The sequence below is a fragment of the Streptomyces sp. G-G2 genome, from assembly GCF_030063135.1.
GTDB lineage: Bacteria > Actinomycetota > Actinomycetes > Streptomycetales > Streptomycetaceae > Streptomyces.
The window spans coordinates 1-11,634 of sequence record NZ_JASISO010000048.1; the positions used below are offsets into that span (position 1 = coordinate 1).

At 74.6% G+C, this 11,634-nt stretch carries 8 protein-coding genes; 5 read left to right on the forward strand and 3 right to left on the reverse strand.

The window, feature by feature from the left end; translation table 11 throughout:
* Positions 1 to 325: 325 nt before the first annotated feature.
* The 4 genes from QMF80_RS30255 to QMF80_RS30270 all read left to right on the forward strand — a co-directional run bounded on the left by QMF80_RS30255 (position 326) and on the right by QMF80_RS30270 (position 3,847).
* Entirely contained in the window at positions 326 to 1,174 is an 849-nt protein-coding gene (locus QMF80_RS30255; protein ID WP_283459008.1) for an ABC transporter substrate-binding protein, read from the forward strand.
* Entirely contained in the window at positions 1,171 to 1,971 is an 801-nt protein-coding gene (locus QMF80_RS30260) for an amino acid ABC transporter permease (protein WP_283459010.1), read from the forward strand. The genes QMF80_RS30255 and QMF80_RS30260 overlap by 4 nt, the downstream gene beginning before the upstream one ends.
* Positions 1,972 to 2,031: 60 nt before the next feature.
* On the forward strand, positions 2,032 to 2,838 hold the full coding sequence (locus QMF80_RS30265; RefSeq protein ID WP_283459088.1) for an amino acid ABC transporter ATP-binding protein: 807 nt from the start codon (positions 2,032 to 2,034) through the stop codon (positions 2,836 to 2,838).
* 400 nt (positions 2,839 to 3,238) lie between these two features.
* Positions 3,239 to 3,847, forward strand: coding sequence for a response regulator transcription factor (locus tag QMF80_RS30270; protein ID WP_283459012.1), 609 nt, complete (start codon positions 3,239 to 3,241; stop codon positions 3,845 to 3,847).
* Between the two features lie 38 nt (positions 3,848 to 3,885).
* Here the strand turns inward: QMF80_RS30270 and QMF80_RS30275 are convergent, their stop codons facing one another.
* The 3 genes from QMF80_RS30275 to lanKC form a co-directional block, all read right to left on the reverse strand.
* Positions 3,886 to 7,581: an ATP-binding cassette domain-containing protein gene (locus tag QMF80_RS30275; RefSeq protein WP_283459014.1), complete on the reverse strand. Its 3,696-nt coding sequence runs from the start codon at positions 7,579 to 7,581 to the stop codon at positions 3,886 to 3,888.
* 160 nt (positions 7,582 to 7,741) lie between these two features.
* Positions 7,742 to 7,876, reverse strand: coding sequence for a SapB/AmfS family lanthipeptide (locus tag QMF80_RS30280; protein WP_283459016.1), 135 nt, complete (start codon positions 7,874 to 7,876; stop codon positions 7,742 to 7,744).
* Complete coding sequence (lanKC, locus tag QMF80_RS30285; protein WP_283459018.1) at positions 7,873 to 10,518, reverse strand: class III lanthionine synthetase LanKC; 2,646 nt, start codon at positions 10,516 to 10,518, stop codon at positions 7,873 to 7,875. Before lanKC ends, QMF80_RS30280 begins: the two co-directional genes overlap by 4 nt.
* A gap of 404 nt (positions 10,519 to 10,922) precedes the next feature.
* On the opposite strand from lanKC, the gene QMF80_RS30290 reads away from it, so the two are divergent.
* Positions 10,923 to 11,615 (forward strand): NHL repeat-containing protein, encoded by a 693-nt coding sequence (locus QMF80_RS30290; RefSeq protein ID WP_283459020.1) that lies wholly within the window; start codon positions 10,923 to 10,925, stop codon positions 11,613 to 11,615.
* Positions 11,616 to 11,634: the final 19 nt, after the last annotated feature.

Sequence of the window (11,634 nt, forward strand, 5' to 3'; positions counted from 1 at the left end):
ACGGGGAGGGGGACATGCGAAAGAAGTGGTGCTACTGGCAAGTAATGTGAGGGTCGATCATGTCAGGCACCTCCACCACGACGGCGATAACCGGTCACCCCTCGTCCGGCACCCCGGCGCGGCGCCGTGCCGCCAAGCGGGGGACAGTCGCGGGGACCGGCGGCCCGGGGTCCCGCGATCATGGCCGGATCCGCCCCGGCGCCCCCCGGAACGCATCGCGGAAGATCCCTCGGCACGCGCCGACGGTGGCTTACGATCTCGGCGACCGGTCACGTCCCGAGACCGCGCCGTGCCCCGCCCCGCCCCGCACCTGTGGAGGACAACCGTGTTCCGGACGGCCAGAGGAAACCGCAGTCGCCGCAACCACCTCCGCTTCGGCGCGGCCGCCACGGCCGCCGCCGCGGGCGTGTTCCTCGCCGCGGGCTGCTCGTCCGGGGGCGACGGCCCGGGCAAGGCCGAGGGCGGCGTGCCCGTGGTCGAGAAGGGCAAGCTGACGACCTGCACCCACCTGCCCTACCCGCCGTTCCAGTTCGAGAAGGACGGCAAGGTCGTCGGCTTCGACGTGGCCCTCGTCGACCTGGTCGCGAGCAGGCTCAAGGTCGAACAGAAGATCCTCGACACGCCCTTCGAGAACTTCAAGACCGGCGCGTTCCTGAACTCCGGTGAGTGCGACCTCGCCGCGGCGGGCATGACGATCACCGACGAGCGCAAGAAGAACGTGGACTTCTCCGTCCCCTACTTCGACGCGACCCAGGCCCTGCTCGTCACCAAGAAGAGCGGCGTCACCTCGCTCGCCGACCTCAAGGCCAAGTCGAAGAAGCTCGGCGCGCAGGCCGAGACCACCGGCGAGAGCTACGCCAAGTCCCAGGGCTTCGACCCGGTCGCCTTCGAGAGCTCGGACGCGGTGCTGAACGGGCTGCGCACCGGCCAGGTCGACGCCGTCGTCATCGACTACCCGGTCGTCCAGGGCTGGCTCAAGGACTCCAAGAACGCAGCCGAGTTCACCCTCGCGCAGAACATCCAGACCGGTGAGCAGTACGGCTTCTCGGTCAAGAAGGGCAACAGCGCCCTCGTGGCCGCGATCGACAAGACGATCACCGACGCCAAGGCCGACGGCACCTACAAGAAGATCTACGAGCAGTGGATCGGCCCGCTGCCCCAGGCCGCTCAGTGACCTCTCGGCTGACCCGCAGCCAGCGCCGCCGCGTCTCGCGGGGCATCCAGTACGCGCTCTTCGCGGCCGTACTGGTCCTGATCGGCTTCTACGCCGACTGGGACCGCCTGCGGAACCAGTTCGCCCAGAAGGACCTGGCCCTGCGGCTCTTCCCGGAGATCATCACCACCGCCCTGCGCAACACGGTGGTCTACACCCTGTCCGGGTTCCTCCTGGGCCTGGTCCTCGGGCTGGTCATCGCCATGATGCGGCTGTCCTCGGTGGCTCCGTACCGATGGGTCGCCAGTGTCTACATCGAGCTGTTCCGGGGTCTGCCCGCCCTGCTGATCTTCATCTTCGTGGGCGTGGCGGTCCCGCTGGCGTTCCCCGGCACCGAGATCCCCGGCGGTACGTACGGCAAGGTGGCGCTCGGCCTCGGCCTGGTGGCCGCCGCCTACATGGCGGAAACGATTCGGGCCGGGATCCAGGCGGTTCCCAAGGGGCAGATGGAGGCGGCCCGTTCACTGGGCTTCTCGCACGCCCGGGCCATGGTCTCGGTGATCATCCCGCAGGCCTTCCGCATCGTGATCCCGCCGCTCACCAACGAACTGGTCCTGCTCTTCAAGGACTCCTCGCTCGTCCTGTTCCTCGGGGTGACCCTCCAGGAGCGGGAACTGACCAAGTTCGGGCGGGACCTGGCCAGTCAGACCGCCAACTCCACCCCGATCCTGGTCGCGGGACTGTGCTACCTCCTGGTGACCGTGCCGCTGAGCTTCGTGGTGCGGCGCCTGGAGGCCCGCGCGGCGAAGGCCACGTGAGGGACGGGATGCCAGAGATCCGGAATGCCACGACACAAAGGAACGGAAGCGGTGGGCGCGATGACCACGGACCGGCCGGAGATCGAGATCCGTGGACTGCACAAGTTCTTCGGTGACAACCACGTCCTGCGCGGCATCGACCTGGAGGTCGCCCGGGGCGAGGTGGTGTGCGTCATCGGACCGTCCGGCTCGGGCAAATCGACGCTGCTGCGCTGTGTGAACCTGCTGGAGGAGCCGAGCGAGGGCCAGGTCTTCGTGGGCGGCACGGAGGTCACCGACCTCGACGTGGACATCGACGCCGTACGCCGCCGCATCGGCATGGTCTTCCAGCAGTTCAACCTCTTCCCGCACGTCAACGTGACGGACAACCTCGCGCTGCCCCAGCGCCGGGTGCTGGGCCGGGACAAGGCGCGGGCCGTCGCCGTCGCCGCGGAGAACCTCGAACGCGTCGGCCTCGCCGACAAGTCAACGGCGTTCCCTGCCCAGTTGTCCGGCGGCCAGCAGCAACGGGTGGCGATCGCCAGGGCCCTGTCGATGGGCCCGGAGGTGATGCTCTTCGACGAGCCGACCTCGGCGCTCGACCCCGAACTCGTCGGTGAGGTGCTGTCGGTGATGCGGGTGCTGGCGGGCGAGGGCATGACGATGATGGTCGTCACCCACGAGATGAGCTTCGCCCGCGAGGTCGCCGACCGGGTGGTGTTCATGGACGGCGGGGTCATCGTCGAAGAGGGACCCGCGGCGCAAGTGATCGGCGATCCCCGGCAGGAGCGCACCAGGAACTTCCTCAACCGCATCCTGGACCCCGCGTCGGCCGAGGCGCCCAGGACCGCCCCCGGGCCCCCGGCCGAGGACGACGGCGGCAGCTGACCGGGGCACCGCCCCGCGGACCGCGGGGCCGTGCCTCCGGCACGAGCGGAGGAGACGACCGGCAAGCCGGTGGGGTGGCAGGAGGACGGCGCCACCGAGATCCACGCCCCGCTGACGTCGCTGACCGCCGCCGGGTACGGGGGCGGGGGCGGTCGGCGGGGCGGACGGGGGTCGGGATCCGGTCAGATGCGGGGGCGTGGGCGGGGTGCGGGGAGCGGGTGGAGGTGACAGGTCAGCACTGCGGCGTGCAGGGGCATCGGGCGGGCGCTCGTTTACGGCCATGCGCCCCCGCACGCCCCCGGAGGACACGTTCCGCCGGGCCGGTACGGGGGCAGCCGCATGGTGCTGATCCGCAATCGTCCATGCCCGCACGCGCCCGTCCACGTATGGAGAGTTACCGATGACGAAGGTCCTCGTACTGCACAGCGTCAGCCTCGTCGGATCGGCCCTGGCCGCCCTGCTGAGATCCGAAGGGGATTTCGACGTCACGTCCGCCGGGTGGCGGACGGCGGCGCGCCGCACCGAGTCGTTACGACCAGACGTGGCCGTCGTGGACGTCGACTGTCCGGGCGCGACGGCGCTCCTCGCGGCGGAGGGCGGACAGCACCGGCGGTTCCTCGACCCGCCCACCCCGCTGCTCGTCCTGGCCACGGCCGGGACGCCCGGCACCCTCGGCCGGGCCTTCCAGGCGAAGGCCCTCGGCTACGTCGACAAGGACGGCTCACCCGGCCAGCTCGTCCGTGCCGTACGGAAGGTCGCCGCCGGGGAACGATTCATCGACGCCTCGCTCGCCTCGGCGTTCATGGAGGCCGATCCGGTGCCGCTCAGCCCGCGCGAACTGAGCGTGCTCGCCCGCGCCGCGGAAGGCGATTCGATCGCCGAGATCGCGCGCGCCCTGCACCTGGCCAGCGGTACCGTCCGCAACTACATGGCGGCCGTCACCCGCAAGACCGGAGCGCGCAACCGCATCGACGCGATACGCATATCGCGCAGCGCGGGTTGGGTGTAGCCGCGCCGCGCTGAGCGGCCCCGGGCGGCTCGGCGCCCTCAGCGGGACGTGACCGCGCCGTCCCCGCTCCACATTCCCACCAGGTCCCGGTAGAGGGCCGACCGCGCCGGGAGTTCCTCATGGGTGCCGCACAGCGCGCGGCTCCCGTCGAGTACGAGGACGCGGTCGGCCCGGGCCGCCGAGGAGATCCGGTGGGCCACCACGACCAGGGTGCCGGGGCGGGCGGCGAGGGCCCGCTCGGCCCGCTCCTCCGCCTCCGGGTCGAGGTGGCAGGTGGCCTCGTCGAGCAGGAGCAGCGGGGCGGGGGAGAGGTACGCCGCGGCCAGCGCCAGCAGTTGCCGCTCCCCCTGGGAGAGCCGCAGCGGGTCGAGGACCGCGTCCGGGCCGCCCAGCCGTCCGAGGAGCCCCTCCAGCCCCAAGGCGGCGACCGCGTCCTCCAGCCGGGCTCCGGACACGCTGCCCGGGCTGAGGTGGGTCAGGTTCTCGCGCACGGTCCCGGTGAACACGTACGCCTGCTGCGGCAGCAGGGTCCGGCGCGTGTCCTGGCCCCCGCCCGACCCGGTCAGGGCCGGTGCGCCGGCCACCAGGACCGTGCCCCGGCCGGGTGGCAGCAGGCCCGCCAGCAGGGCGGTGAGCGTGGACTTCCCGATGCCGCTGGGACCCACGACGGCGAGGTGTTCGCCGGGCCGCACGGCCAGGTCGAGGCCGTCCAGCACGGGATGGGCGTGCGGACCGTACGCGAAGCGGACACCGCGGAGCTCGGCGGCGGGAGCACCCTCCGGCGCCGGTGTCCGGGCCGGAGCGGGCTCCGCCGGGTCGGGTGCCCTCTGCCCCGCCCCGCAGAACCGGTCCAGCACCACCAGCAGCCGGGTCCCCGCCGAGCCGAGGGCGGCCATGAGCGTGTCGAGCGAGGGCAGCAGCGACTGCGTCAGGTACGTCAGGGCGCCGGCCAGCGCGCCCGCCGTGAGCCCGTGAGCGAGCAGCCAGGGCGTGGCGGCGAGCAGGGCGACGACGGGCGCCCGGCCCGCCACACCGAGGGCCAGCGTCCGAACGGCCCCCCACCGGGCGAGCCTCCCGGTCAGGCTCTCCTGCCGGGCGATCAGCGGCTCGACCCCGGCGGACACGGCCGCCCCGCCACCGCACGCGACGATGTCGCGCAGGCCGGCCGCCACCTCGCCCACCCGGCCCGCGAGGGCCTCGTCCGTGTCCAGCGCGTCCCGCTGCAGGGCGGCCATGGGGCGCAGCGTGGCCAGGAAGGCGGCCAGTCCGAGCAGCAGCGGCGGCAGCACGACCAGGAGCAGTACGGGCGCCAGCGCGGCCATGCCGACCAGCGCGCCCGCGGCGGTGAACACGAACGAACGGGCCGTCAGGACCAGCCCGGCGAAGGAGTCCCGGGCCATCTCGGTCTGCTGGGTCAGCCGGGACACCGCGCCCGCGTCGGCGGCGCGCGCGGGGTCGGCCACCGCCGCGCCGAGCGCGCCCCGCACGGCCCGGCGCACGAGTCCGTCGCGCAGGGGCTCGACGAGGTCCGCGAGCGCGGCGAACACGCCGCGCAGGGCGATCCCGCCGAGGAGCGCCCCGGCCCCCGCTGCCGCGAGCCAGGCGACCCCGGTGGCGGTCCGCCCGGCGAGGAACCCGTCGTCCAGCGCCCGGGCCACCCCGTACCCCCCGAGGAAGGTGTGGGCCGCCTCCAGCAGGGACCACAGCCCGAGCGCGCCCAGCACCCGGCCCCGTCCCCGCAGGAACGCGCGCCCCTCCCGCGCGACCCGCCCCCACGCCCCCCGCCCGGCCTCGGCGCCCCGGGGGGGCCCGGGCTCCGGGCTGGGGCCGGGCCCGGCCTCGGGCGCCCGGGGCGGCGTGTGCGCCGCCGCCCGGACCGGCGCGGGCTCCGCCCGGCGCTCCCGCGCGGCGCTCTCCGGCTCCCGCGCGGCGCTCTCCGGCTCCCGCGCGGCGCTCTCCGGCTCCCGCGCGGCGTGCTCCGGCGGGGCCTGCTCCCGCGGGGCGTGCTCCGGGGGCGGGGCGAAGACGGCCCGGTACGCGGGGTCCTGCCACAGGGTGGCGTGCGGCCCGGTGGCGCGGACACGGCCCTCCTCCAGCCAGATGACCAGGTCGGCCCGGGCCGCCGAGGAGATGCGGTGGGCGATGACGAGCCGGGTGCCGGGCCGGACCCGCTCCGCCAGGGCCCGCTCGACCTCGCGCGCCGTGAGCGTGTCCAGGCTGGAGGTCGCGTCGTCGAGCACCAGCAGGCGCCCCGCGTGCGCGAACGCCCGCGCCAGGCCCAGGCGTTGGACCTCCCCGCCGGACATCGGGGCTTCCGCGAGCGCGGTGTCGTACCCCTCGGGCAGCCGCCGGACGAAGGGATCGGCCCCCGCGGCCCGCGCCGCGGCCCCTACCTCCTCGCGTCCCGGTTCCGGGCCCGCGCCGAAGGAGATCGCGTCGGCGACGCTCCGCCCCGGCAGCACGGGGCGGGCGAAGGCGTGCCCGACGTCCCGGCGCAGGGCCGCCGCGGACAGGGCGTCCAGCGGTACCCCGTCGAGCAGCACCCGGCCCCCGTCGGGGTCGGTGAGCCGCCCCGCCACGGCGGCGAGCAGGGTCTTGCCCGACCCGGACCGGCCCACCACGGCGGCCGTGCTGCCGCCGGGCACCACCAGGTCGACGCCGTCCAGGACGGTCCGCCCGGCGCGCTCCACCCGGACCCCGCGCAGTTCGAGGGTGCCGGGCCCGCCCGGCGGCAACTCCTCCTCGCCGTACGCCATGTGCGGCAGGCCGAACAGGGCCGCGGTCCGCCGCGCCGCGGCCCGCCCGCGCACCACGGCGGCGAGCCGCCCGGTCACGGCGCCGACCCCGGCCGCGAGACCGGCGTAACGGACGGCGGCGAGCAGGGCGCCGACCCCCAGCGCGCCCGAGGCGAGCCGCATGCCGCCCACGCCGAGGACCACGTACAGCAGGAGCGGCATCAGGGCAGAGGTGCGGGCCGTGGTCCCGCCGTAGACCCGCCACATCAGCCGCCCCTCGGCGCCGAGGACGGGCAACTCGCGCAGGATCCGCGCGCGTTCACGGGCGAGGGTGCCCGCGGCGGCGATGGTCCGGGCCCCCGCGAGGGCCTCGACGAGCCGCCCCGCCATCGCCAGCTGGACCTGCTGGTAACGGGCCACGCTGGCACCCGAGTCGCGGGCGAACGACCGCAACAGCACCGCCAGTAGAGGGAGTCCGGCGACGAAGGCGAGCGCGGTCCAGGTGTCGATGACGAAGAGCGCGATCAGGCCCCCGAGGGGCGGCAGCAGAGAAGCGACGCCGCCCGCGGCGGCAGCCGGTACGGTCCCGGCCTCGGTGGCGTGGGCGGTCAGCCGTGCGGCCAGGTCACCGGGGGAGTGCCGGTCGGCGTGGTGCGGGGCGGTCCCCAGCAGCGCGGCCAGGCCCAGTCGGCGCAGCCAGGCGGTGGACCGGCCGTTCACCCGGCCGGTCAGCCCCGTCACAGCGGCGTCCAGCAGCACTTCGGCCGCGATCACCACCGCGCACCAGAGGGTCCAGACGGGCCCGGCCGGGTCGCCGCGCAGCAGCAGGTCGAGGCAGTGGCCGAGCACGGCGGGTTCGGCGAGGGCAGCCAGGGCGGCCCCGATGGAGCACGCGCCCACGGCGGCGGTGCGGCCACCGCTGTTCCGGGCCGCCGCCCTCAGGGCGCGGTCGCCGTCACGGGCGAGCGCCGCCTCCTCGGAAGGCCCCGTCGAGATCATCCGCAAGGCTCCAGGTGGTCCAGGTGGTCCAGGTGGGCCGCGTGGTCCGGGTGGTCCAGGTCGTACGGGTGGGCCACCCGCTCGGCACGCGCGCGGGGAAGTTCCGGAAAACGCGGTGCGGGCCCGGGCGGTCACACCGCCCGGGCCCGCCGCCACCTGCCTAGTTGCAGGTCGTGACGCTCAGGCTGCTGTCCCCGCAGAGAAGCAGGCTGGCCCGGCTGCCACCGCCGGTGTAGGTGGCCTCGGTGGTCTCTTCCTTCGTGGTCTCCATCGACTGCAGGTCGAGAAGCGTCATGTCAGATTCCTCTTCTTCACTGGAACATTCCGATGGGTCACGGCCCCGTGGTACGGGACCGGCTCTGGGACCGCCGCGGCCTGCCGCAGCGGTGGGAGGAACGGCAGCTGCGCGCGCCCGCCGGGCGCGGCGCTGCCGAGGGCGAGCAGTGCTCCCGCGGTGCCCGTGGACAGGTCCATGGACAGCCGCATCAACTGCTCGCCGGGGAAGGCCAGATGGCCCTGGTAGGGCACCGCGTGCCGGGCCAGGGCATCGATCTGGCGCGCGAGGTCGCCGGCGCGGGTGCCGGGCCCCGGTGTGGTGGTCCGCGCCAGGTAGAGCACCATCCCGGCAGCGCCGCGGAACAGTCCGGGCTGCGCGTAGAAGGTGGCCTGGGCGGCCCGTACGATCTCCAGCCGGGCCTGCTCGAACCGCGGCTCGGAGCCGTGCCCGAGCCAGTCGTCCAGCACCATGCCGATGCCCACGCTCCCGGCGCCGAGGTAGGGCATCGTGCGCCACCCCTCGTCCACCTGGAGCGTACCGAAAGCGCTGGTGACGCACCGGTCGAGGTCGCGGTGCAGCGCTTGGCCGGCCAGGTCCAGGTACTCCTGGTCGCCGGTGCGTTCGAACAGGCGCAGGAACAGCAGGGCCGGACCGGAACCGCCGTGCAGCAGCCCGGCGCGGGTCAGCCCCGCCGCCGCCCGCGCGGCCAGTTCGGCGCAGCGCACCGCGGCCGTGTGCAGCTCGCTCTCGCCGGTCGCCGTACCCAGCGCGTCCAGGGCCAGCCCCACGCCCGCCAGGCCGCTGTACAGATCCGGGCCCGTGTCCTGCCAGGGCTGGGCCAGCAGCCGTTCGGCGAGGGCGAGCGCGGAATCCCGGTGACCGAGCCGGTCCAGGGTCCAGGCGGTGCCCGCCAGGCCGTCGTAGAAGCCGAGCGGGGTGCCGGAGCCGGGGTCCGCCGCCTTCGCCAGCAGCCATTCCTCGGCCTCTGGCCAGGGATCGGCGCCGGTCTCGGCCAGCGCGTAGAGCACCCCGGCCGCGCCGTATCCGAAGCAGGCGCCACCGCCCTCGGCGGCGAACTGGGCGATGTCGCCCGGGAAGAACCGGTCGGTCCGGCCGGGCGTCGCCGAGGCACGCAGGGCCGCCGTCATGGAGTCCCGGGCCGCGGGCCAGTCCCCGGGCGCGACGGGCAGGTACGGTCCGGCCGGGGCCGGTATCCGGCCCGCGACGGACCCGGAGTCCTCGTCCGGGCCGGACAGGATCTCCTCGACGGCCTCGTCCAGGAACCGGCGCGGTACCGGGAACTGCTCGGCGGCGATCGCCGCCAGATGCGCCGCCTTCGCCCGGTCCAGCGCGAACAGGCTGGTCAGTGGCAGGAAGAGGGCCAGCCGCAGGCACGCGAGGGCGTACCGGTCCACAGCGAACCCGCGGCGCCCGGCCGGGGCGACGAACGCGGGGTTGGCGACGGTCTGCCGCAGCCCCTCGTCGACGTGCGCGGCGGCCTCGAAGTCCAGCAGGGCCACGGACGGTTCACCCGAGGAGTCCTCGTCGACCATGATGTTGAACAGGTGCAGATCATTGAAGACCACCCCGCGGGCGTGCACCGCGGCCACGGCCTCGGTCACCCGCTCGTGGATCTTCAGCGCCCACTCGGTGTACTCGGCGAGTTCGGCGGGCCCCGGATCCGCCTCGATCAGCGGGTGCCTGCGGGCGAAGTAGGTGTTGAGCGGCTTGCCCTCCAGGTACTGGAGGACCAGGAAGTGGTGGTCGCCCACCGTGAAGGAGCCGCGCACGGCCGGTACGCAGTCCAGCCCGGCGAGCCGCTCCAGCGCGGTCCGCTCCCGGTGCAGCCGGGCCACCGCGTCCGCGCCGTCGGCCGCGAGCCCCGCGTACGGCCGGGCCTCCTTGAGCACGACCGGCTCACCGGTCCGGATGTCCCGGGCGGCGTAGACCCCGCCGCCGTTGGAGAAGTGCAGGGCCCGCTCGACCCGGTAGGGGAGGTCGGCGAGGGTGACGGACGAGCGCGCTTCGAGGTGCGGCTTCAGGAAGGGCGGCAGCTCCACCCACTCCGGGGGCTGGAACACCGGCCCCCGCGTGTCGGGCACGAGCCGGCCTTCCGGGTCCTGGACCGCCGGGACCAGGTCACCGCGCTCGTCGTAGCAGTGGCGCAGGGTGAAGCTCCCGTACCGCAGGTGGACGGGGCCCGCGCCCCAGCGCAGATCGCTCAGGATGTACGGACCGGGCTCGCCGGACAGCAGCTCGTCGAGGTCCTCGGCGATGCCGCGGCACTGCTCCTCGTCGGCCGGGTACACCGTGAGGAACTTGCCGCTGGCCGCACGGTCGGCGTACTTGGCGTTGCGCAGGTGGAGCAGGTAGCGGCTCGGCACGAACTTGAAGGCGATGTCCCGGGCCACGCAGTAGTCGTACACCCGCTCCAGCACCGACCCGGCGTTGTCCAGGCAGGCCGACACGTGGATCTTCCAGCCCTGGGAGGGGAGTTCGCTGTCGATCGGCCGCAGGGCGTACCAGTCGCCGCTGCGGTGCGAGCGCCATCCCTCGGGAACGGGGGCGAGCGCGGCCGGGTAGTTCTCCTCGACCCGCCGGTACGGCGCGTCGTAGAACCAGCGGTCTGCGTCGCAGAAGGCGGCGTACCCCTTGTTCACCCGTACTCCCTCGGTCGGTCGGTGGCTGAACCACCGTGTCACCAGCGCCGGGTGCCGCGACAGTCACGCCTGTCACCGACGGGATGTGCGCTACGCACGCGTCACTTGGCACATACGGGTGCAGATCGCGCTGACGTACGGTCGAGGAGGGCGCCGGAACGGCTGGTCGGCGGGGTGACCGTAGGTCTGCCGTCCGGGTGCGAGCCGGGAGGGCCGTGGCGTGGCGCGGGAGAGCGGCCGGTCCCGCGGCCCAGGCTGTCCCTTCCGGATGTCGTCCGGCCCGATCCGGAAGAGACAGCCCGGCCCAGGCGGCCGGACGACCAGGACAGGTAGGTGCGCCGTGCCCCGTTCCGCAGCTCCCCCGACCCTCAGGCCGGGGCGGACCGGCAGGGGGGCCGGTCTCCGTGCTGGTCCTGCTGGCCCTGTGCGCGTTCGGGCTCGGCCCCGCCGGCGCGGCGGCCGCCTCGGACCCCGGACCGTCCGGACCCGGGTCCGCGACCACCCCGCTGTACGTCTCCGACACCGGCCACGACCGGGTGGTGCGGCTCACGGCCGACGACTCCGGCCAGCGCGACGTACCCGTGACCGGGCTGAACGATCCGCTGGGCCTGGCGCTCGACGCGAGCGGCGCCCTGTACATCGCCGACGCCTTCCACAACCGGGTGGTGCGCGTCGCCCCGGACGGCGGCGGGCAGAGCACGGTCGCGCTCACCGGGCTCAACACGCCCACCGGTCTGGCCGTCCCGCCCGCCAGGACCCGGCTGCGGACGGCGCCCGCCACCGCTTGGCAAGAGTCCCACCCGCAGACCCTGACCGTCACGGGCCTCTCGGCCACCCTCACCACCGGGCGGAACACCCCGGTGCCCGGCCAGCCGGTGGTGTTCAGCGACGTGCGGCGCGAACGGACCCTGTGCACGGCCGTCACCGGCCGCCGTGGCACGGCCCGCTGCGGGGCGGTCCTCCACGCGCCGTCCGCGGTACTGGACCGCCTCACCGAGAGCCTCCTGCGGCGCGGCTACCTCGCCGGGTACGCGGGCACCCGGCTCCACGCACCGGCGTCCGCCCGGGGTGCCGTCCGGGCGGACGCGGGATCGTAGGCGGGCGGTCCGGCGGGGC

Bases quoted from the DNA above. Each gene is read 5' to 3' on its own strand.
- QMF80_RS30265 (WP_283459088.1), top strand. From the start codon at position 2,032: ATGACCACGGACCGGCCGGAGATCGAGATCCGTGGACTGCACAAGTTC.
- QMF80_RS30270 (WP_283459012.1), top strand. From the start codon at position 3,239: ATGACGAAGGTCCTCGTACTGCACAGCGTCAGCCTCGTCGGATCGGCC.
- QMF80_RS30275 (WP_283459014.1), bottom strand. From the start codon at position 7,581: ATGATCTCGACGGGGCCTTCCGAGGAGGCGGCGCTCGCCCGTGACGGC.
- QMF80_RS30280 (WP_283459016.1), bottom strand. From the start codon at position 7,876: ATGACGCTTCTCGACCTGCAGTCGATGGAGACCACGAAGGAAGAGACC.